We start from the raw sequence: 19,484 nt of genomic DNA on the forward strand, positions 1-19,484 counted from the left end.
CGGCGCGGTCCCATGGGTGCGCTTTCGACGGACCCGCTCCCGGCACAATCCCAGGCGTCATGGACGAGAGAACGGCGCGGACCGACGGCTACCGGCGCGCGGTCCTGCGCGTCCCCGACCTCGGGCTCGTCCTGCGACCGCGGCCACCCGGGACCGTGCGCGGGACGTTCCCGTTCGACGGGCCCGCGCACGTCGTCACCGCGCACAACCCGGGCGCCGAGCGTCCCGGCGAGGCCGAGAACGCGGCGCGGCAGGCGCGTCTCGAGGCCGAGCTCGAGGCGCGGGGCCTGCGCCGGTGGACCACGGTGGCGAGCGCCGAGGACGGGTCGTCGGCGGAGGTCGGCGCGCTGGTGGTGGGTCTCGACGACGCCGCGGCCTGCGCGTTCGGCGCGGCGTGGGGCCAGGACGCCGTCTTCCGCTGGAGCCCGTCGGCGTGGACGGTGCTCGCCTGCGACGATGCGCCCTCGGTGGACCTGGGGTGGGAGATCGTGTGACCGAGCACTTCGGGCCCTACGAGCTCATCGAGCTCCTCGGGCGCGGCGGCATGGGCGAGGTGTGGCGGGCCGTCGACACCCGCAAGGGGCGGACCGTCGCGCTCAAGCGGCTGCCGGCCGAGATGACCGGTGAGCGCGAGTTCGAGGACCGGTTCCGGCGCGAGGCCCGGGCCGCGGTGCGGCTCAACGATCCGCACGTCATCCCCATCCACGACTTCGGCGAGATCGCGGGACGGCTCTTCCTCGACATGCGGCTGGTGGCCGGCGACGACCTCGGCGCCGTGGTGGAGAAGGAGGGCGCCCTCGAGCCGGCGCGGGCGGTCTCGGTGCTCGAGCAGGTCGCGTCCGCCCTCGACGCCGCCCACGACGAGGGGCTCGTGCACCGCGACGTCAAGCCGTCGAACATCCTGCTCACGCCGTCGAAGGGCACCGCGGCGCCGCGGGACTTCGTCTACCTCATCGACTTCGGCATCGCGACCGGCGCCGCCCTCGGCACGCGGCTGACCCAGACCGGGCTGGCCATCGGCACGGCCGCCTACATGGCCCCGGAGCGGTTCACCGACGGCGTCGACGCCGACCGTCGGATCGACGTGTACGCACTCGGCTGCGTCCTCCACGAGATGCTCACCGGCCGCGCCGCGTTCGCGGGACGCGACTTCGCGAGCCTGATGTACCAGCACCTCAACACCGCGCCCACGGCTCCGTCGCGGATCACCGGCGGGTTGCCGGCCGGGTTCGACGAGGTCGTGGCGCGGGCGCTGGCCAAGGACCCGGACGAGCGCTGGGGCCGTGCCGGCGATCTGACCGAGGCCGCGCGACGCGTCCTCGCGCCCACCGGCCCGGTGCCGCAAGGACGCGTCGAGACGCAGGTGCCGCCGCGTCCGGCACCCCGGTCGAGCGCCCGGTCCCGCAGGCGGGGGCGTCGCCGCCCATCCGTCCCGCGACGGCCTTCGGACCACCCGCCTTCGCCCAGCCGTGGCAGCCGGGCCCGCCGCGCTACGCGCCACCACCGGTGATGGCGGGCCCGCCGCCCGCCCGGACCGGCGGGCGCACCGCGGCGGCGATCTGCGCACTGCCGGTGGCCGCGCTCCTCGCCCTGATCTGCGTGGCCGGGGCGGTCTCGGAGCTCGGGACGTGCGCCACCCGCGCGACCTCGTGCGTCGCCGGCGGGAGCGCGCTGCTCGGCGTGCTCACGGCCGTCCTCGGCGCGGTCGTCGCCGGGACGGCCCTGAGCGCGCTCGGCCGTCGGACGACGCGACGGGCCGGGCTCGCCTGGGCCGCGGTCGGCGTCGCGTTCGTCCTCCTGATCGTCGCGGCGGCGTTGTCGGCCTGAGGTCGGCAGGATGGGTGCCATGAGCGACACACGTTCCTGGAACGACCAGATCATCGACGAGTTCCGCGCCAACGAGGGCCGCGTGGGCGGGCCCTTCGAGGGCGCCCCGCTGCTGTTGCTGCACCACATCGGCGCCAGGTCGGGGACCGAGCGCGTGACACCGATGATGTACCAGGCCGTCGGTGACGACCTCGCCGTCTTCGCGTCGTACGCGGGCGAGGACGTCCACCCGGCCTGGTACCACAACCTGCTCGCCAACCCGGACGTCACGGCCGAGGTCGGCACCGACACCGTCGCCCTCCGCGCCCGCGACCTGCCCGCCGACGAGCGCGCCCCGATCTGGGAGAAGCAGAAGGCGGACTACCCGGGCTTCGCCGGCTACGAGCAGAAGACGTCGCGCACCATCCCCGTCGTGCTCCTCGAACGCCGCTGATGCCACGCCCGGTGTGGAACAAGCTCGCCGACAAGCGCGGCGAGCTGCTCAGCCGCGAGCTGGTCCCGGACGTGCACGCCGAGCGCTGGGCGCGGCGCTACGACGGCACGGTCGGTCCGCTCAACCGCTGGGTCGACCACGTCCGGGACACGACCTACGAGAACATCCCCTACTTCGACCCGGCGAGCGCCGGTACCGGTGCGCACGTCCTCGTGCTGCTCCAGGACCCGTCGAGCGAGGCGGAGGAGGGGTCGGGCTTCGTCAGCAAGCACAACAACGACCCCACCGCGCACAACACCAACATCGCGACCGAACGGGCCAAGCTCGGCTACGACATCTCGCTGCACTGGAACGTCGTGCCGTGGTGGGTGGCGAACACCGCGAAGCCGGTGCGGTCGCTGTGGAAGGAGTCGGTGCGCGCCCAGCCGTACATGGTCGAGCTGCTGGAGATGCTCGACCCGGCGCCGACCGAGGTGATCCTCCTGGGACGACCGGCGGCGCGTGCCTGGGAACGACTCGTCCGCGCCGGCCTGCCCGATGCGTTGCGCGGGGCGACGGTCCAGACCGCACCGCACCCGAGTCCGCTGGTCTTCCCCCGCACCGACGCGGCGACGGGTCGCGGGAACAGCGACCTGATCGTCGAGGCGATGCGCATGGCCGGGCAGCGGGCGAGGGGCGAGAAGGTCCGGCCGGCGGCGGGTGGGCCCGCGGGTCGGCGACGCCCGTTCTGACGTGCTTCTTCTCCGAACCGGGCCGTTCCGCCGTGAGGATCTCGCTACCGTGATCCGCGACCGGTGCGGCGAGCGGAAGGACGGCCCGATGACCGAGCCCCACCCCCCGCCGCTCCGGGCCGACAGCCCCACCGCGCTGTTCGACGGCCGGGTCGTCGAGCGGTATCGGCCGCCCGGGGTCGGGGGCGGGGACTTCGCGGTGGACCTGGCCAATGCTCCCCGGGCGATCCGGGAGCTGGAGGAGGCCAAGATCGAGCTCCTGAACATCCGGGACGAGGCGTTCGCGCTCGGGAAGGTGACGCCGCCCTCGGCCGACCAGGTCAGTGCCGATGCGGCGACGATGCTGGGAATCGCGGCAGTCGGCGGCAACGGGTCCTTCATCGCGGCGCTGGACGCCGGCGCCACGCAGATTCAGCAGTACGTCGATGCAATCCATGCGGCCCTGAGTCGTTACGAGAACACGGACGCGCGGAACAGCGACGAACTCGATGCCCAGAGCTAGCTACCTCACGGTCCTCGCGATGGTGCTGGTCGCCGCCGCGTGCTCGAGTCCTGGACCAGCGCCTCCCCCCGCGGATAATCGTCATGGCGCCCCGATCCCGCCGTCCTCCCGCGACCTCCATCTCGCCGCCGAGAACCCCTGCCAGAGGCTTCTGACTCCGGAACAGCTCCGGTCCCTCGGACTGCTGGCGACCTCTGCGCGCATCGTGGAGTTGCCTGGCGCCCGTCAGTGCTCATGGAACGACAGGGAGCGCCGGCAGACCCTGAGCCTCGCGCCCTGGCCCGATCGGGATCTCCTGGTGGACACCTACCGGACACGACAGCTCGCGGTCTTCCGGCCTGACGTCATCTCCGACCTCCCGGTCGTCTACCAACAGACGGCTCCCGGGGCCGCGGTATGCACGATCACGACGGGCGTCACGCGCGGCCAGGCTCTGGAGACGACCTGGTACTCGCTGTCGGACCCGGTCAACTCCCCTCCGTGCGTGGCGGCGCAGCGAGCAGTTGAGCTCGTTCTCGCCGGCATACCGACCGTTCCTGCCCGGTGACGTCGATCGACGAGCTCGCCGCCTCTCTCGCGTCGCTCCCGCCCTCGGCCGGCGACACGATCCTGGTCGGCATCGACGGCTTCTCCGGGGCCGGGAAGACGGCGTTGTCCGAGGCGCTCGGTCGCCGGGAAGGCATCCAGGTCGTCTCGATCGAGGAGTTCTATCCCGGCTGGGACGGCCTCGCGCAGGGCCCGGCGCGCGCAGCCGACGGGCTCGTCGCACCGTTGCGGGAGCGGCGCACGCCCCGGTGGAGGCCGTGGGACTGGGACCACGACCGCGAGGGCGCGGAGACGGAGCGCCCGCTGCCCGGACCCGTCGTCGTCCTCGAGGGCTGCGGGGCGGGAGCGCGGGTGCTGCGGGCGCACCAGGCGCTGACGGTGTGGGTCGAGGCCGCCCCGCAGGAGCGCGAGCGGCGGCTGCGCGAGCGGGAGGACTGGCCGCTCTACGCACCGCACCGCGAGGCCTGGCAACACCGCGAGCAGGCGCTCGCGGTGCAGGAGGGTCTGCCGGACGCCGCCGACGCCCTCGTCCGCTACCACCCGGACGGAGGCCTCGACATCCGTCCGTCACCTCGGGGATGAGGTCGGATGCTCGTGCGGTGGGTAACGTCCCGCACGTGACCGCGACGACCGAGGACACCGCAGCGCCGACACCGGACGTGTCTCCCGGTGACGTGGAGCGCTGGCGCGAGGTCGCCCAGTGGAAGGACCGGTCGCTGCAGAGCTCGTCCGGGATGCTCAGCCCGGTCCTCAACGGCCTCGCCGGCGTCCGCGGGGAGATCACGTCGTTCCTGCGTCGGGTCCCCGGCGTCTCCCAGGTGGACGACAGTGTCCAGGGGATGATGCACCAGCTCGCCGCCGCGGGCGCGGGTGCGGGCGCGGCGACGCTGCGGCGGGAGTCGGTCTTCGAGGACTTCCGGGCGCAGGGCCACGACGTCACCGACTTCAAGGACATCCGCAAGCTCGACATCGCCCAGGTCGAGGCGGCGATGCCCCGGCTGGACATCGGCTACACGGTGTTCGCGGGCATCCAGGGCGGGGTCACCGGCTTCCTGTCCGGCGCGGGAATCACCGCCGCCGCCGGGGGGACCAACGGCGCCGGCATCGGCAGCCTGCCCGGCATCGCGGTGACGGTGGCGACCTTCACCGGCGACACGCTCGTCACCGTGGCCTCCTGCACGCGGGCCGTCGCGCACGTCGCGGCCTACTACGGCTACGACGTCACCAAGCGTTCCGAGCAGATCATCGCGCTGGCGGTGCTCGCGGTCGGGCTGTCGTCCGACGAGGACGCTCCCGGCGCGTACCAGGAGCTCAGCGAGCTCATCACGGCGAAGACCGAGGAGAACCAGAAGCGCAAGCAGCAGCAGGCGCAGATCAAGCGCCTCGGGCAGGCCGTGTACAACCGCCTGCTGGCCCAGATCGGGCAGAAGGAGCTCGCGCAGCTCGTGCCCGTGCTCGGGATCGGGGTCGGGGCGGTGCTCTCGGCGCGGCTGCTGGCCACCGTCGTCGACACCGCCGAGCACCTCTACCGCGAGCGCTTCCTGCACGACAAGTACGAGCTGCCGTTCGGCGTCGACCTGCCGTTCGACCCGGCGACCTACCGGCCCTACGTCGACGGCGAGCCCGACGACGGTGGCGACGACGCCGACGACGAGGGCGACGAGATCTTCGCGGGCGCGTGACCGGACCCGCTACCTCGCGGCCCGAGTGCCCGCGGTGATCGACGGAAGAATACGGACACCGGGTGTCAGCGACGCGCCTCCGCTGACACGAAGCTCCTAACGCTCCGTCGACTCCCCGAGGTGGGCGCGGATGTCGGCGACGGAGGTGAACACCTGGTAGCCGAGGGCGCGCAGGCGGTCCTGGGCGGGTTCGGTGAGGTCGGGGTCGAGCACGACCGGCGGGGCGAGGGCGCGCCGGCTGAGCCCCGTGGGCCAGAGGGCCGCGGCGTCGGTGAGCACGTCGCCCCCGCGCGGGTCGTGCACCCGGGCCTCGCGGCGCGGGGGCGGGAAGCCCTGGGCGGCGAGGTCGTCGACCAGGTCCTCGAGCGTCTCCGGCACCGCCTCGCCCAGCACGGCGCGCCCGGAGCGCCCGCGCCGCGGCCGGTACTCGGTGTGGTCGCCGGGCGCGGACTCGACGACGGCGAGCGGCCCGGTCGGCGCCGAGGGCGTGATGCCCGCGGCGGCGGCCGCCTCGAGCACCGGGGCCAGCGCCGCCTCGGGGTCGGTGACGTAGCGGGACTCCGCGACGCGGACCACCGGCCAGCCGCACCGCCGCAGGTCGTGCTCGGCCTCGACGTCGGCGCGGGTCGCGGCGCGCCGGTGCTCGTCGCCGTCGCACACCACCGCCAGCCGCCCGTTCGCCCCGGTGACGACGAGGTCGAGGGTGCGCCCGTGCACCTCGACCTGCGGGACGACGGCGAACCCGGACGCGGAGAGGTCGGCGAACACCCGCTGCGCGAACAGGCTCCCGAACGCCGGGTGGCGGTGGTCGCGGTCCACCAGGGCGGGCGCCGGGCGGTTCTCCGGTGCGCCGGCGGACCCGTCGGGCTCGATCGCAGTGACGTGCTCGAGGAGCTTGCGGCGCAGGTCGGCGGGGGCGAGGTCCTCGGCAGGGACCGAGTGGAACAGCCACATCTGGTCGCGGGCCCGGGACGCGGCGACGTTGAAGGCCTGGCGGTAGCGCTCGGCGGTCAGCGACACCAGGCGGTGCCCCGGCGCGACGACCATCGAGAGCCAGACGACGTCGCGCTCGTCGCCCTGGAAGTCCGCGGCGACGCCGACCCGCAGGCGCCGGGTCTCCCACTCGTCGACCCCGAGCCGCTCGCGCAGCAGGCCCTCGATCAGCTCGACCTGCCCGTGGCCCTGCAGCACGACGACCCCGAACGTCGCGCCGGCGTAGGCCGGGTCGGCGGCACAGCGCGCGACGGCGTCGACGAGCGCGGCCGCCTCGGCGTCGTTGGCCAGCGACGAACCCTGGCCGCGCACCGTCGCGTCGGGCACGAACGTCGCCCGCAGCGGCGGGAGCCGGTCGGCGCCGAACTGGCGCAGGGGCACGAGCGGGATGTCCCCCTCACCCGGCCCCGAGTAGAACTCCTGCGACGACCAGCCGACGATCTCGGGCATCGAGCGGAAGTGCTCGCGCAGCCGGATCGGCGGGCCGAACGTCGCCCGGAACACCGAGAACACGCTCGCCCGCGGGGTGAACTGGCTGCGCAGGTAGAACGGCACCTCGGGCAGGTCGGTCTCCAGCCGCGCGAACGCGGGCTCGAGCGAGCCGACGCCGACGTCGGCGGGCGTGCACTGCCGGTCGTCGCCGACGACGATCACGCGCGGGGCGAGCCAGAGCAGGAAGAGGCTGGTCAGGTCGGCCTGGCTGGCCTCGTCGACGATCACCACGTCGAACGCGTCCGGCCACGGCTCGACCGCGGAGAGGACCTCGCGGATCGGCATCACCCACGCGGGCACGGCGTCGCGGGCGACGGCGACCGCCTCGCGGGCCGCGGTGCGGTAGCGGTCGGCGAAGCGCCCGGTGCCCCGACCCACGGCGGACACCGACGCGCGGTGGCTCTGCAGCGCGCGCATCTGCTCGGCGGTGATCCGGGACAGGCACGCCCGCCACCCCTGGGCCGCCGCCAGCCGGGCCGTGACGCGCGCGAGCTCGACATCGAGGTCGGCGAGACGGTCCAGGGCGTCCTCGGCCGCGGCCCACCGCGTCACGCGCGCCGCGGCCCGCGCGAACGCCCACGCCCGGTCGAAACGCGCCTCGCGCTCGGGCCACGCCTCGCCCGCGTGTGCGCGCAGCAGGGCGAGCACCCCGGGCGCCGCGCGGTCGAGGCGCTCGCCAAGGGCGTCGGCGCGCCGCTGATCACGCGCCTCGTCGTGCGCCGCCTCCACCGCGAGCACCGCGTCGACGTAGGCGTCGGCGTCACGGCGGCGCAGGGCCTCGAGCACCGCGATCAGCTCCGGCGCCTGACGAGCGAGGGGCACGCCGCCCTGGACGCGCTCGACGACCTCCTCCAGCTCGCTGCGGGCGAGGTCGGCGGCGCGGGTGTCGTCGACGTCGAGGCTCAGCGTGGCGAGCACCTGCAGCCGCGCCAGCGAGTCCACCCGCGGGCGCTCGGCCGGGGGCAGGGCGGAGAGCAGGCGCCGGACGTCGACCGCCGAGGTGAGGACCTTGCCGACGGCCAGGCAGGTCGCGCGCAGGGCGAGGACCTGCTCGACGAGCATCGCGCGGTGCTCGGCGCGGCGGACGGGATGGCCGAGCGGCGCGAAGCCCTCGGCCAGCCGGTCGGTGATCTCGAGGATCCGCAGGTGGTGGGCGACGGCGGTGGCGCCGGAGACCGTGGACGGCTGGGCGCCCTGCAGGCGGATCGACGACAGGTACGGCTCGACGGCCTTCTGCTCGTCGGGCTTGAACAGCCTCTTCGTCGTGCCGCCGTCGGCGAGGAACGCCGCGAAACGCTCGAACACCGGCGCGGCGGCCGCGGGATCGACGCCGTCGTCGACCCGCACCTGGGCGGGTCCCGCACGTCGGTCGTGGTCGAGCACCGCGTCCACCGCGCGCAGCCCGTCGACCGCACGACCCCACAGGTGCCCGGCGCGCCCGGAGAGCACCGCGTCGGCGACCCCGTGCGCCCACTCCGCGTCCTCGCCGGTGTCCTCGAGCTCGGCGAGCGCGTCGGCCACCCGGCGGCTGACCGTCGGGAGGTGCGCGGCCGCCTCGGACGGCAGGCGCCCGAGCGCGGCCACGACCTCGCCCGCGTCGCCGCTGGTGGCGTCCAAGCCCCGGGTGACGGTCTCGGCGAGGTCGGCGACGTGGCTCTCCGGCGGCAGCTCCACCGGGGGCGGGAGCACCTGGCGGGCGCGTTCGCGGCGGGCCGGGGTCTCGGTGGCGAGCAGGGCGCGGAGCTCGGCAAACTCCTCGGCGCTCAGCGGGGGCTCGATCGGGAGGTCGGCGTCCGGCCCGAGGACGTCGGCCAGCCAGCCGTCCTGCCCGCGGGCGGCGAGCACGCGACGGGCGACCTCGGTGCGGGTGCCGGTCATGCCGGGCCCGAGGTCGCGCTGCACCGAGGTCTCGGCCGCGCGCTCGGCGACCGTGGCGTCCACCGCGGCGTCGCGGTCCGCGCGCAGGGCGTCGCGGCGCTCGACGAGCTCGGCGATCGTGCGGTCGGCCTCGTCGGGGTCGAACTCGGTGCTGCGCGCCTCGAGACCCGCGATGCCCGCGCCGAGCCCGGGGTCGCCGCCGTCGGGCCCCTCGGCCAGCGAGATGCACAGGTCGCGCATCTCCGGCGGCAGCTTGTCGCGCAGCACGCGCAGGGCCTGCGCCTTCTCGCTGGTCACGAGCACGCGGCGGCCCTCGGCGAGCAGCGCGCAGAGCAGGTTCGCGATCGTGTGGGTCTTGCCGGTGCCGGGCGGCCCCTCGACGACGACCCCCGAGTCGCGACCCAGCCTGCTGAGGATCCGGCCCTGCGCCGCGCCGACGGGCAGCGGGAAGAGCGGGTCGACGACGGGCGCCTCGTCGTGCCCCGTGCGCGCGAGCCACGCGGCCCGGTCGGCGGGCTCGATCGCCTCGACCAGCTGGGCGAGGCCGACCGGGAGGGGCCGTTCCGTGTCGGCCAGATCGGCGACGATCGCGTCGTAGAAGGTCCGCAGCGCCGCGGCCCCGCGCCGGCGGGCGACGAGCGCGGGGGCGGGCACCAGCGTGGTGCCGGGCCCGGTCGGGGCGATCCAGTCGTCGCCGCGGGTGTGCTCGACCCGCAGGTGCCGGTCGGCCCACCCGGCGAGGGCGGCGACGAGGTCGGGGTCCAGCGGCGACGCGGGGGTGACGTCCTCGCCGGGCGCGGCGTCGTCGACGAGCCCGGTGCCGGCCAGCAGCTCCTCGTGCTCCCAGCGCGCGGCGTCGCCCGCGAGCGTCACGACCATCTCGTCGCCGTCGTGCTCGATGCGCACCGGGCGGGCGAGCAGGTGGACCCGGACGTCCTGGTCGGGCGCGTGCAGCAGGCCGCCGGCGAGGACGAGCTCGACGGCCTCGGGCTGGTCCGCCGCCGCGCGCATGAGGTCGAACAGCGCGTCGAACGTCGCCCGCATCGGGCCCTCGGCGGAGGCGCGCAGGATCTCGTCGCCGGCCTCGGAAGGCCGCCGGACCGCGCTCTGGTCGGCCACGTCGACGAGGGCGAGCTCGCCCACGTGGTGACGGGTGTGGCGGACGGGGCGGGCCCGCGCGAGGGCGACCCGTCGCAGCACCTCGACCAGGCGCTGGACCCGGTCGCGCAGGGCGGGGTCGTGCTCGGGACGGGTGACATCGGACGATCCGCTCGCGATCCGGAGCGGTTCCTGCGGCACGGCCACGACCTCGCTCCCTCCGCCCGCGTGCTCGATCCTCCGGCGGACCACAATCGCATCCCGGTGCAGGTGCGGGCACGTGAGCCCGTCCTTGTCCGGAACCGTGCCGCGAACGATGCCGCGAACCGTGCCGCGGAACTCGAGGGAACCGTGCGGGCCCCGCGCCCGTCGAACCCCGTGACCGACCCGAGAGGAGGACGCCATGGGAACGACGGAGGCACGTGACGCCCACGACCCCGCCGAGGTCGCACGGTTCCTGACCGGCCTCGCGGCCGTGGACGCCCGGGCCGAGCGGCAGAACGCCGAGATGCTGCGGGTGCGGTACGGACGGTCGCGGGCGCTGTCGGCCGGGGCGGATCTCGCCCTGCTGGACGCGGCGGACGCGTTGCACGAGCACGGCTGGGGTCCCCGCGACGTCACCGAGGTCGTGCGTCGGCGGCTCCCCGCGGGGCGGCTCGTGCTCGCCGTCGACGTGCTCGGCGCGGCCGCGGCACGGCGACCCCGCGGCGACGCGGCCACCGACGCCGACCTCGCCGACCTGGGCGCGACGCCGGCCGCGCGGGACACGCCGCTGGTGGTGCAGTGGAGCACGGTGCGGGGTGTCGACCCCGACGCCGCCCTGCGTGCGGCGGTCGCGCTGGTCGGGCTGATGCGCTCGCTGCCGGCGCTGCCACGGCTCGGGGAGGAGGCGCGGCCGACGGACGGGGTCGACGCGCGGGTGCTCGCCCGCGTCCGGGGGCTGCTGGCGAAGGCCGAGTCGACCGAGTACCCCGAGGAGGCCGAGGCGCTCTCGGCGAAGGCGCAGGAGCTGATGGGGCGCCACGCGCTCGCGCAGGCCCTCGTCACCCCGGCCGCCGAGGCCGGCCCGCGGGCGGCGGCCCGGCGTCTCTGGCTCGACCCGCCCTACGCCAGCGCGAAGTCGAGCCTCGTGCACCAGGTGGCCGCGGCCAACCGGTGCCGGGCGATCGGCCTCGCCGCACTCGACATGGTCACCGTCATCGGGCACGCCACCGATCTCGCCACGGTCGAGCTGCTGGTCACGTCGCTGTTGGTGCAGGCCGACCGCGCGATGCTCGTCGCCGACGACGGCACGGTGCCCCGCTCGCGGACACGCTCGTTCCGCCACGCGTTCCTGCTCGCCTACGCGACGAGGATCGGCGAGCGGCTCGCCGCGGCCGCCCACGAGGCCCAGGCGCAGGCCCGCGCCGAGCTGGGCGAGGGCCTGCTGCCCGTGCTGGCCGCGCGGGCGGAGGTCGTCGAGCGCACGGTCGGCGAGCTGTTCCCCCGCGTCACCCGCCGGCGGTTCAGCGTCAACAACGGTGCGGGCTGGGCGGCGGGACGCGCCGCGGCGGACGCCGCCAGCCTCACCCCGGGCCGCGACGCGCTGGCCACCGGGTAGGCACCGGTAGGCCAGGATGCCCCCGTGGCCGGGAACCGCGAGCGACGCGCCGAGAAGAAGCGGCGGCGCGACGCGAAGCGGGGCTTCGACGCGAAGGCCGGGCCCGACGATCCGGGCCTGCCCCCCGAGTCGCTGCAGGCCGTGCTGCGCAGCACGGCCGCCGACCTCGCCGGCGGGGACGAGAACGCGCTCACCGAGCTGCGCCACGTCCTCGTCGAGCACCTCGCCCGCCGCCGCGACCGCGTCCTCGAGGCCTGCGACGCGGTCACCGCCGAGGTGACGGCTCCGGACTCCGGCGGGCTCAGCACCGAGCTCGCCGGCGGCGGCACCGTGTCGTCGTGGGCCGAGCGGGAGGGTGTGCGCACCGAGGAGGCGGCCGTCGCGACCGTCCGCCTCCTCGCGTCCTTGACCTGAACGATCGTCGAGGTTCTACCTTCGGCATCATGACCGAGAACATCCGACTCGCCGTGGTGGTCGGCAGCGTCCGCGAGGGTCGCTTCGGACCCGTGGTCGCCGAGTGGTTCGCCGATCGTGCCCGCCGGCGCCCCGAGCTCTCCGTGGACGTCGTCGACCTGGCCGACACCGGGCTCGACCAGTCGTTCGCCGAGCGCGTCGGGCTCGCGGACGCCCTCGTTGTCGTCACCCCCGAGTACAACCACAGCTTCCCCGGCCCGCTGAAGACCGCGATCGACGCGACGTCGGGGCAGCTGCGGGACAAGCCGGTGGGGTTCGTGGCCTACGGCGGCATGTCCGGCGGGCTGCGCGCGGTGGAGCAGCTGCGGCCGGTGCTCGCCGAGCTCCACGCCGTCGGGCTGCGCGACACCGTGAGCTTCCACGGCGCGGCCGGGGCCTTCGACGGCAGCGGCCGGCCGCGCGAGGAGAGCGAGAAGGAGGCCGCCGCGACGGTGCTGCTCGACGCCCTCGTCTGGTGGACCTGCACCCTGCGCCGCGCCCGCGACGAGCACGCCGTGGGGAGCCCGACGTGAGCGATCACCCCCGTCCGTACCCGGGCCAGGAGCTGTCGGTCGGCGAGGTGGCCGACCGCAGCGGCGTCCCCGTCTCCGCGCTGCACTTCTACGAGCGCGAGGGGCTGATCTCCAGCCGCCGCACGTCCGGCAACCAGCGCCGCTTCCGCCGCGAGGTGCTGCGCCGGCTGTCGTTCATCCGTATCGCGCAGCGGGTGGGCATCCCGCTGGCCGAGGTCCGGGCCTCGCTCGACTCGCTGCCCGACGGGCGCACCCCGACCCGCGCCGACTGGGAGCGGCTCTCGGCGCAGTGGCGCGAGGAGCTCGACCACCGCATCCGGCGTCTCGAGCAGCTGCGCGACGACTTCACCGGCTGCATCGGCTGCGGCTGCCTCTCGATCGACCGTTGCGGCCTCGTCAACCCGCACGACCGCCTCGGCGAGGACGGGCCGGGGCCGCGTCGCCTCGTGGGTTGACCACGTCATGTGTCGTGGCTAGCTTGACCACGACAGCTGACGTGGTCGGGAGGCCTGCATGCGGTTCAGCACGCTCGGGGTGTGTGTCCACGCCGAGGACGTCCCGGCGGTCCGGGCCTTCTACGTCGACGTCCTCGGGTTCGCGGTGACGCTGGACATTGGGTGGTTCGTGAGCCTGCGGCATCCCGAGCACGACGACCTCGACCTGTGTGTCGTCCACCGCGACCACGCCCTCCCCGGGATGGGCGGGCCGGTGGCCGGCGTGGTGCTCGCGTTCCTCGTCGAGGACGTCGACGCGGAGCACGCCCGGCTCGTCGAGCTCGGCGTGCCGGTCGACGTGGCGCCGCGTGACGAGCCGTGGGGCCAGCGCCGGTGCCTGGTGCGCGATCCGGCCGGCACGGGCGTCGAGCTGGTCCAGCCCACGGCGCCCGATCCGGCCTGGCTCGCCGCGTTCACGTCCGCGTCGTGACGGCCCGCCCGCCCCGCAATCCGCAGCGTCGCGACCAGCTCCTCGACGCCGGACTGGCCGTGCTCGCCGAGCAGGGCGCGCGCGGGCTGACGTTCCGCGCCGTCGACGCCCGTGCCGGGCTGGCCACCGGTACGGCGACCAACTACTTCGCCGACCGGGACACCCTGCTCGCCGAGCTCGGCGAGCGGATCCACACCCGTCTCGAGCCCGACGAGTCCGAGCTGGCGGCCGCCCGGGGCGGCGACCCGACCCCGACCGTGATGCGCCGCCTGCTCGAGCGGGTCCTCGCGCGCCGGGAGGTCTACGTGGCGCTGCTCGAGCTGCGGCTGGAGGCGACCCGGCGGCCGGCGCTGCGCGAGTCGCTGACCGCGACGGTCCGGGCGCGCTTCGAGGCCGACGTGGCGTTCCACGAGCAGGCCGGGGCACCGGGTGGGCGGCAGGCCGTCGCGCTGCTGCACCACGCGATGGAGGGCCTGATCCTCGACCAGCTCACGCTGCCCGGGGCGCTCGGCGACCCGGCCGACGCCGGCGCCGTCGCCGAGCGGCTCGCGGCGGCGGTGCTCAGCCGAGAGCCGTGATCCGGCCCGGCGGGGGTGCCGGCACGGCGTCGGGGTGCAGCGCGGCGGCCAGGGCCTCGATCCCGTCGACCAGCCGCGGGCCGGCGCGGACCACGTAGGACGCGGAGTCGATGGCGACGAGCGGTACGCCGGGGAGCTCGGCCCGCACCGCCTTCGCCTGCGCGATGGCGTCGTCCAGCCCGAACCCGCAGGGCGCGACGAGCGCGACGTCCGGGGCGTGCGCGCGGGCCTCGTCCCAGGTCGTCGCGACGCTGCGCCCGCCGTCGATCCCCGCGAGCGGCTCCCCGCCCGCCCGGCGCACCATCGCCGGCACCCAGTGCCCGGGCAGGAAGGGCGGGTCGACCCACTCAAGCGCGAGCACCAGGGGCCGCGGTCGATCCTTCACGGCCTGGTCGACGGCGTGCAGGCGTTCCTGCAGCTCGGCGACCAGTGCCTCGCCCGCCGCCGGGCTGTCCGCGGCGCGGGCCACGGCGGCGATCGCGTCGAGGACCTCGTCGAGGGTGTGGGGGTCGACGGTCAGCACGGTCGCGTCGAGGTCGAGGGCGCCGAGCGCCTCGGCCACCGTCGACGCGGGCAGCGCGCACACACGGCAGAGGTCCTGGGTGAGGACGAGGTCGGGCGCGGCGTCGCGCAGGGCCTCGCGATCGAGCGCGTACTGCGGCAGCCCCTGCGCGGCCCGCTCGCGGACCGTCGCGTCGATCTCCGCGGGCGTCAGGCCCGCCGGGAGGGCGGTGTCGACGACGACGGGGCGGGTCGCGCGCACGTCCTCAGGCCGGTCGCACTCGAAAGTCACGGCCACGAGGTCGTCGGCGAGACCCAGCGCGCCGACGATCTCCGTGGCCGCCGGCAGCAGCGAGGCGATCCGCACGTGGCCGACCCTATGTGAGTGATGTTCCCGGCTATAGCCGGGAACTTCGCTCACGTTGGGCCGGTCAGCCCAGCAGCGGGCGGGGGTCGAAGACGGCGCGGATGCGGGTGACCCGGCCGTCGACGACGTGCGCCCAGTTGACGGTGAGCATCGGGGCGTCGGTCGCGGTGGTGTGCAGGTCGTAGATCGTCGCGACCTCCGGTCCGTCCACGAAGACCTGCCGGATCGTCACGGCGGTCACGATGCCGAACAGGCCGCGGAGGCTCGCGAGGTTGTCCTCGAGCCCCTCGACGTGGCCCATCGGGCCGTCGAAGACGACGTCGTCGGCGAGGACGTCGTCCAGGGACTCGGCGTCGCGGCGCTGCCACGCGTCGAAGTAGGCGGTCATGGTGTCGGCGGGGGTGCGGTGCGTCGTCGTGGTCATGGACCCAGCCTGGGTCCGGACGCCCCAGAAGTCGAAGAGCTGTCGACGCTCCCTGCTACAACTGATGCTTATGGAGCTGCACCAGCTGCGCTACCTCGTCGCCGTCGCCGAGGAGGGCGGGTTCACGCGCGCCGCCGCGCGCGAGCACGTCGCCCAGCCGGGGATCAGCGCCCAGATCGCGCGCCTCGAGCGCGAGCTGGGGCACGTGCTGTTCGACCGCTCGGCGCGCGGGGTCCGTCCCACCCCGGCCGGGGAGGCCGTGCTGCCGCACGCGCGCGCCGCACTGGCCGCGGTCGCCGCCGTGCGCGACACCGCCGACGAGCTCGCGGGCCTCGTGCGCGGCCGCGTGTCGGTGGGCATGGTGCGGGGCGGCGGGGTCGTCGACCTGCCCGGCCTCCTCGGCGACTTCCACCGGACCCACCCGGGCGTGGAGATCCGACTGGTCGAGGCGGCCACCGACGCGCTGCTCGACGGGCTGCGCCGCCACGACCTCGACCTCGCGTGGGTCGGGCGCCACGGCGACCCGCCCGCGGACCTCGACGTCGACGTCGTGCTCGACGTCCCGCTGGTCGCCGTGCTGCCGCCGGGGAACCCGCTCGGCGACACCGTCACGGTGGCCGAGCTCGCCGAGCACCCGGTGATCGCACTACCGCGCGGGGCGGGGGTCCGCGCGGCCCTCGACAGCGCCGCGGAGGACGCCGGGGTCGTGCTGACGCCGGCACTGGAGGCGGGCTCGCCGGCAGTGCTCCTCGACCTCGCGGTGCAGGGCCTCGGCGTCGCGATCGTCCCCGAGCCCGCCGTCGCCGGGCGTGAGGACGTGCGGGTGGCGCCCCTGGTGCCCGAGGTCCGGGCACGGATCGACCTCGCCCGGCGCCGGGACGCGCCGCTGAGCCCGGCGGCCCGGGCGCTGCTCGCCCGGGCTCGGGAGTGGATCGCGTAGCCGACAGAATCGGACGGGTGGACCTGCTGCTCGGGGTACGCCTGTTCGTCCGGGGCGCGGCGACGGTGTTCCGGTCGCCGCGGCTGCTGGCGCTGGGCGCCGTGCCGGCGCTGATCGTGTCGGTGCTCTACGTCGGCGCGCTGGTCGCGCTCGGCGTGTGGCTGCCGGACCTGGCGGCCGGGATCACGCCGTTCGCCGACGGGTGGTCCGAGACGGCCCGAACGCCAGCACGCCTCGCGGCCGGCGTCGCGATCGTGGCCGCGGCGGGGGCCACCGCCGTCGTCACCTTCGTGGCGGTGACCCTGACGGTCGGCGGGCCCTTCTACGAGAAGCTCTCCGAGACCGTCGACGAGGAGCTGGGCGCGGTGCCCACGCCGCCGGGCTCGTGGGCCGGCGCCGTCCTGCGCGGGGTGCGGGACGGGCTGCTGCTGATCGGGCTCTCGGTGCTCGCGGCGGTGCCGCTGTTCCTCGTCGGTCTGATCCCGGTGGTCGGGCCGGTGCTCGCACCGGTGGGGGCCGCGCTCGTCGGCGGCCGCCTGCTGATGATCGAGCTGACCGCGCCGGCGCTGCAGCGTCGCGGGCTGGACTTCGGAGGCCGCCGGCGGCTCCTGCGGTCCCGCCGGCTCCTGACCTGGGGCGTCGGGATCCCGACGTACCTGCTCGCGGCGATCCCGCTCGTCGCGATCCTGGCCATCCCGGCCGGTGCGGCGGCGGCGACCCTGCTCGCCCGCGAGCTGCGGGGCGAGCCGTCGACCGTCAGCGCGCCGCGTGGGCCGTGAGCACCCCGGCAGACGAGCGGGGGGCTTTCCTCATGTTGAACGTCAGCATGGCCCCCAGGCTGAGACACCCCGTGCCTCAGGCGTAGTCGTCCCAGTTCGGCATCGGGGTGCCGTGCAGGCTCGCTTCGAGGCGGTCGAGGTACCAGCGCCAGCCGCTCTCGACGTCCTCGCGCTTGAGGCCGTCCGCGAGGCGCTGGGCGAAGAGGAGCACCGCGCCGTCGCCGTGGGGTTCGACGGTGAGGTCGAGGTGCCAGGAGCGCTCCTCGCTCTCGGGGAACTCGAGGACGAGGTGGCGCGGCGGCTCGCAGGCGAGGATTCGGACGTCGGCGGGCTCGGCGACCTCGCCGCCCGCGTCCGCCTCGCCCGTCATCGTGAACGCGACGGTGCCGCCGACGCGGGGCTCGCCGGTCCAGGTCCCGATCCACCGGCCCAGGCGCTCGGAGTCGGTGATCGCGGCCCACACGTCGTCGACGGGGTCGGGGTACTCGCGACGCCAGACGAGCGTGGTCGTGCCGTCGGGGTCGGTGCGGGTCTCAGCCGGCGGTGCGGTCATGACGGTCTCCTTCGTCGGCGGCGGCCCGGCGGGCACGCCGGCCGCGGTGCATCTCGGTGTCGAGGGCGTCGAGCCGGCTCGCGGGGCCGGCGCTCTCGAGCGGTCGGAAACGCTGCAACCAGGCATCGAGCTCCGCGAGCGGACGCCGGTCGAGTCGGTAGATGCGGTGCTGACCCGCGACCCGCGACGACACCAGCCCCGCCTCGCGCAGGATGCGCAGGTGGCGGCTGATCGCCGGGCGGCTCACCGGGAAGGCCGCGGCGATCTCGCCCGCCCCGACCTCCCCGTCGGCCAGGCGCTCGAGGATCGCCCGGCGCACCGGGTCCGCGAGCGCATCAGCGGGGAACACGGTGCGATATGTAACCAGATCCTTCATTAACCGTCCAGCTACACGTCGCCCGCGAGTGCGTGGCGATACGGACGCTCAACGTCAGCGACAGACCGCCGCTGAGCCTCAGAGCAGCGTCGGCTGCTCCTCCTCGTCGTCACCGTCGGCGACGGTGACCTCGGGGGCGTAGCGCGCCGCGGCGGGCAGGACGCGCAGGGAGCCCTCGGCGCCCCGGGAGACCAGGCGCATCGCCTCGAGCAGCCCGACGACGTCGACGGCGAAGCGGTCGCCGTCCGCGATCGCCGCCTTCGACCAGTACCGCCCGTACTCGCCGACCAGCTCCGTGAGCACCTCCCGCACCGACGGCCACGGGATCGACTCGGGGTCCTCGGCCGGCCGGAACTGGTAGATCAGCTCGCTGACCAGCAACAGCGCGGCGTGCGCGACGGTGCCCGATCCCGGGAACGCGACGTCGGAGCAGCCGCCGTCGACGTCGAGCGCGGCGAAGCCCTCGGCGCGGGCCTCGACGACGAGCCCGGTGCGCGCCTCGATCCGGCGCGCCTCGTCGCCCGCGTGCCGCCGGAGCTCGGCGAACCGTGCGGGGTCGAGGTCGTCGGCGTGGACCACGGGGTCCTCCACGAGCCGACGCCGCGCCGCCGTCGACGCCGACCCGCGGGCGCGGGCCCGGGCGAGCAGGTCGGCGGGCGTCTCGGCACCCGCGACCGCGCCGACCGGCAGGAGCGCCATCCGGTCCTGCCGGACCTCGAGCAGCGCGTCGGCGCCGGCGTCGTGCTCGTAGAGGCCCACGCCGCGGTCGAGCTCGCGCACCATCCCGTGCGCGATCAGCCAGCGCAGGGCCGTCACCAGTGCCCGGCGCGACGCGGTGTCGGTGTCCATCACGATGCCGGCCTCGGCGGCCGCGGAGTGCACGCCGTTGACGAGGTCCCGCAGGCTGGTGCGGTCGGGGCCGGAGGTCGTCGTCGCGAGCACCAGGACGAGCGCGGTGTACTCCGACGGCGTGAAGGCGCGCGGCGTCGTCGAGATCGTGCGCAGCGGCCGGTCGGCGGGGACGTGCCCGACCTTGACCAGCCGCGCGGTGTCCGCGGTGACGACGAGGCGGTAGTTCAGCTCCTGCGTGAACCACGCGTCCAGCGCGTCGGCGTGGCGGCGGACCAACGCGACGATCTCGGGGTCCGCCTCCGCCGTGCGCCAGGGTCGCGTCAGCAGGGCCCGCGTCGCGGCGACGAGCTCGCCGTCGCGCTGCGGGTCGGAGCGGGCGGTGGTCACGGCGCGCACCCCGTGATCAACGGGGAGTTGGCGCG

The 19,484-nt window shown here is 75.4% G+C and carries 23 protein-coding genes; 17 read left to right on the forward strand and 6 right to left on the reverse strand.

Annotated features, from left to right (window positions below):
• The first annotated feature begins 59 nt into the window (after positions 1-59).
• The 9 genes from ACQPYN_RS31410 to ACQPYN_RS31450 all read left to right on the forward strand — a co-directional run bounded on the left by ACQPYN_RS31410 (position 60) and on the right by ACQPYN_RS31450 (position 5,721).
• A complete protein-coding gene (locus tag ACQPYN_RS31410; RefSeq protein ID WP_433031380.1) occupies positions 60-494 on the forward strand; it encodes a DUF3293 domain-containing protein in 435 nt (144 codons plus the stop codon).
• Positions 491-1,510 (forward strand): serine/threonine-protein kinase, encoded by a 1,020-nt coding sequence (locus ACQPYN_RS31415; protein ID WP_433031382.1) that lies wholly within the window; start codon positions 491-493, stop codon positions 1,508-1,510. The genes ACQPYN_RS31410 and ACQPYN_RS31415 overlap by 4 nt, the downstream gene beginning before the upstream one ends.
• Positions 1,510-1,827 (forward strand): hypothetical protein, encoded by a 318-nt coding sequence (locus ACQPYN_RS31420; protein WP_433031385.1) that lies wholly within the window; start codon positions 1,510-1,512, stop codon positions 1,825-1,827. The genes ACQPYN_RS31415 and ACQPYN_RS31420 overlap by 1 nt, the downstream gene beginning before the upstream one ends.
• Before the next feature lie 19 nt (positions 1,828-1,846).
• Complete coding sequence (locus ACQPYN_RS31425) at positions 1,847-2,260, forward strand: nitroreductase family deazaflavin-dependent oxidoreductase (RefSeq protein ID WP_433031388.1); 414 nt, start codon at positions 1,847-1,849, stop codon at positions 2,258-2,260.
• Positions 2,260-2,991 carry a hypothetical protein gene (locus ACQPYN_RS31430; protein ID WP_433031391.1) on the forward strand — a complete coding sequence of 244 codons (732 nt, stop codon included), beginning with the start codon at positions 2,260-2,262 and terminating at the stop codon, positions 2,989-2,991. Before ACQPYN_RS31425 ends, ACQPYN_RS31430 begins: the two co-directional genes overlap by 1 nt.
• Before the next feature lie 88 nt (positions 2,992-3,079).
• Positions 3,080-3,493, forward strand: a complete 414-nt coding sequence (locus ACQPYN_RS31435; protein ID WP_433031394.1) for a hypothetical protein — start codon at positions 3,080-3,082, stop codon at positions 3,491-3,493.
• Between the two features lie 19 nt (positions 3,494-3,512).
• A complete protein-coding gene (locus ACQPYN_RS31440; protein ID WP_433031397.1) occupies positions 3,513-4,040 on the forward strand; it encodes a DUF3558 family protein in 528 nt (175 codons plus the stop codon).
• Entirely contained in the window at positions 4,037-4,621 is a 585-nt protein-coding gene (locus tag ACQPYN_RS31445) for a hypothetical protein (protein ID WP_433031401.1), read from the forward strand. The genes ACQPYN_RS31440 and ACQPYN_RS31445 overlap by 4 nt, the downstream gene beginning before the upstream one ends.
• 35 nt (positions 4,622-4,656) lie before the next feature.
• Entirely contained in the window at positions 4,657-5,721 is a 1,065-nt protein-coding gene (locus ACQPYN_RS31450) for an EcsC family protein (RefSeq protein WP_433031404.1), read from the forward strand.
• A gap of 96 nt (positions 5,722-5,817) precedes the next feature.
• Here ACQPYN_RS31450 and ACQPYN_RS31455 read toward each other — a convergent pair whose 3' ends face one another.
• Complete coding sequence (locus ACQPYN_RS31455) at positions 5,818-10,383, reverse strand: AAA domain-containing protein (protein WP_433031407.1); 4,566 nt, start codon at positions 10,381-10,383, stop codon at positions 5,818-5,820.
• A 202-nt stretch (positions 10,384-10,585) separates the two neighbouring features.
• On the opposite strand from ACQPYN_RS31455, the gene ACQPYN_RS31460 reads away from it, so the two are divergent.
• Genes ACQPYN_RS31460 through ACQPYN_RS31485 form a run of 6 tightly spaced genes read left to right on the forward strand, consistent with a single transcriptional unit; the run spans position 10,586 to position 14,270 of the window.
• On the forward strand, positions 10,586-11,782 hold the full coding sequence (locus ACQPYN_RS31460; protein WP_433031410.1) for a DUF2786 domain-containing protein: 1,197 nt from the start codon (positions 10,586-10,588) through the stop codon (positions 11,780-11,782).
• 24 nt (positions 11,783-11,806) lie between these two features.
• Positions 11,807-12,196, forward strand: a complete 390-nt coding sequence (locus tag ACQPYN_RS31465) for a hypothetical protein (protein ID WP_433031413.1) — start codon at positions 11,807-11,809, stop codon at positions 12,194-12,196.
• 29 nt (positions 12,197-12,225) lie between these two features.
• Positions 12,226-12,768 carry an NADPH-dependent FMN reductase gene (locus ACQPYN_RS31470; RefSeq protein WP_433031416.1) on the forward strand — a complete coding sequence of 181 codons (543 nt, stop codon included), beginning with the start codon at positions 12,226-12,228 and terminating at the stop codon, positions 12,766-12,768.
• A complete protein-coding gene (gene soxR, locus ACQPYN_RS31475; protein WP_433031418.1) occupies positions 12,765-13,223 on the forward strand; it encodes a redox-sensitive transcriptional activator SoxR in 459 nt (152 codons plus the stop codon). The genes ACQPYN_RS31470 and soxR overlap by 4 nt, the downstream gene beginning before the upstream one ends.
• A 58-nt stretch (positions 13,224-13,281) precedes the next feature.
• Positions 13,282-13,692, forward strand: a complete 411-nt coding sequence (locus ACQPYN_RS31480) for a VOC family protein (RefSeq protein WP_433031421.1) — start codon at positions 13,282-13,284, stop codon at positions 13,690-13,692.
• On the forward strand, positions 13,689-14,270 hold the full coding sequence (locus ACQPYN_RS31485; RefSeq protein ID WP_433031424.1) for a TetR/AcrR family transcriptional regulator: 582 nt from the start codon (positions 13,689-13,691) through the stop codon (positions 14,268-14,270). Before ACQPYN_RS31480 ends, ACQPYN_RS31485 begins: the two co-directional genes overlap by 4 nt.
• Here the strand turns inward: ACQPYN_RS31485 and ACQPYN_RS31490 are convergent.
• A complete protein-coding gene (locus tag ACQPYN_RS31490; protein WP_433031427.1) occupies positions 14,254-15,138 on the reverse strand; it encodes an ABC transporter substrate-binding protein in 885 nt (294 codons plus the stop codon). The two genes, ACQPYN_RS31485 and ACQPYN_RS31490, sit on opposite strands and share 17 nt — an antisense overlap.
• Before the next feature lie 64 nt (positions 15,139-15,202).
• Positions 15,203-15,562, reverse strand: coding sequence for a nuclear transport factor 2 family protein (locus ACQPYN_RS31495; protein ID WP_433031429.1), 360 nt, complete (start codon positions 15,560-15,562; stop codon positions 15,203-15,205).
• Between the two features lie 70 nt (positions 15,563-15,632).
• Here ACQPYN_RS31495 and ACQPYN_RS31500 point away from each other — a divergent pair, with 70 nt between their 5' ends.
• Positions 15,633-16,502, forward strand: coding sequence for a LysR family transcriptional regulator (locus ACQPYN_RS31500; RefSeq protein ID WP_433031432.1), 870 nt, complete (start codon positions 15,633-15,635; stop codon positions 16,500-16,502).
• Positions 16,503-16,519: 17 nt separating this feature from the next.
• Positions 16,520-17,281, forward strand: a complete 762-nt coding sequence (locus ACQPYN_RS31505) for an EI24 domain-containing protein (protein ID WP_433031435.1) — start codon at positions 16,520-16,522, stop codon at positions 17,279-17,281.
• A gap of 76 nt (positions 17,282-17,357) precedes the next feature.
• Here ACQPYN_RS31505 and ACQPYN_RS31510 read toward each other — a convergent pair whose 3' ends face one another.
• The 3 genes from ACQPYN_RS31510 to ACQPYN_RS31520 all read right to left on the reverse strand — a co-directional run bounded on the left by ACQPYN_RS31510 (position 17,358) and on the right by ACQPYN_RS31520 (position 19,449).
• The gene (locus ACQPYN_RS31510; protein ID WP_433031438.1) at positions 17,358-17,834 is read right to left on the reverse strand and encodes an SRPBCC family protein; all 477 of its coding nucleotides are present in this window, start codon (positions 17,832-17,834) and stop codon (positions 17,358-17,360) included.
• Positions 17,815-18,210, reverse strand: coding sequence for an ArsR/SmtB family transcription factor (locus ACQPYN_RS31515; protein WP_433031441.1), 396 nt, complete (start codon positions 18,208-18,210; stop codon positions 17,815-17,817). Before ACQPYN_RS31515 ends, ACQPYN_RS31510 begins: the two co-directional genes overlap by 20 nt.
• Before the next feature lie 78 nt (positions 18,211-18,288).
• Positions 18,289-19,449, reverse strand: a complete 1,161-nt coding sequence (locus ACQPYN_RS31520) for a TIGR02678 family protein (protein WP_433031444.1) — start codon at positions 19,447-19,449, stop codon at positions 18,289-18,291.
• Positions 19,450-19,484 lie beyond the last annotated feature (35 nt).

The organism is Actinomycetospora sp. CA-053990 (assembly GCF_050948445.1).
Lineage (GTDB): Bacteria > Actinomycetota > Actinomycetes > Mycobacteriales > Pseudonocardiaceae > Actinomycetospora > Actinomycetospora callitridis.

Excerpts from the sequence above, each read along its gene's own strand:
- ACQPYN_RS31410 (WP_433031380.1), top strand. The coding sequence starts at position 60 with ATGGACGAGAGAACGGCGCGGACCGACGGCTACCGGCGCGCGGTCCTG.
- ACQPYN_RS31420 (WP_433031385.1), top strand. The coding sequence starts at position 1,510 with ATGGCGGGCCCGCCGCCCGCCCGGACCGGCGGGCGCACCGCGGCGGCG.
- ACQPYN_RS31425 (WP_433031388.1), top strand. The coding sequence starts at position 1,847 with ATGAGCGACACACGTTCCTGGAACGACCAGATCATCGACGAGTTCCGC.
- ACQPYN_RS31430 (WP_433031391.1), top strand. The coding sequence starts at position 2,260 with ATGCCACGCCCGGTGTGGAACAAGCTCGCCGACAAGCGCGGCGAGCTG.
- ACQPYN_RS31435 (WP_433031394.1), top strand. The coding sequence starts at position 3,080 with ATGACCGAGCCCCACCCCCCGCCGCTCCGGGCCGACAGCCCCACCGCG.
- ACQPYN_RS31440 (WP_433031397.1), top strand. The coding sequence starts at position 3,513 with ATGGTGCTGGTCGCCGCCGCGTGCTCGAGTCCTGGACCAGCGCCTCCC.
- ACQPYN_RS31460 (WP_433031410.1), top strand. The coding sequence starts at position 10,586 with ATGGGAACGACGGAGGCACGTGACGCCCACGACCCCGCCGAGGTCGCA.
- ACQPYN_RS31470 (WP_433031416.1), top strand. The coding sequence starts at position 12,226 with ATGACCGAGAACATCCGACTCGCCGTGGTGGTCGGCAGCGTCCGCGAG.
- ACQPYN_RS31480 (WP_433031421.1), top strand. The coding sequence starts at position 13,282 with ATGCGGTTCAGCACGCTCGGGGTGTGTGTCCACGCCGAGGACGTCCCG.
- ACQPYN_RS31495 (WP_433031429.1), bottom strand. The coding sequence starts at position 15,562 with ATGACCACGACGACGCACCGCACCCCCGCCGACACCATGACCGCCTAC.
- ACQPYN_RS31500 (WP_433031432.1), top strand. The coding sequence starts at position 15,633 with ATGGAGCTGCACCAGCTGCGCTACCTCGTCGCCGTCGCCGAGGAGGGC.
- ACQPYN_RS31510 (WP_433031438.1), bottom strand. The coding sequence starts at position 17,834 with ATGACCGCACCGCCGGCTGAGACCCGCACCGACCCCGACGGCACGACC.
- ACQPYN_RS31515 (WP_433031441.1), bottom strand. The coding sequence starts at position 18,210 with ATGAAGGATCTGGTTACATATCGCACCGTGTTCCCCGCTGATGCGCTC.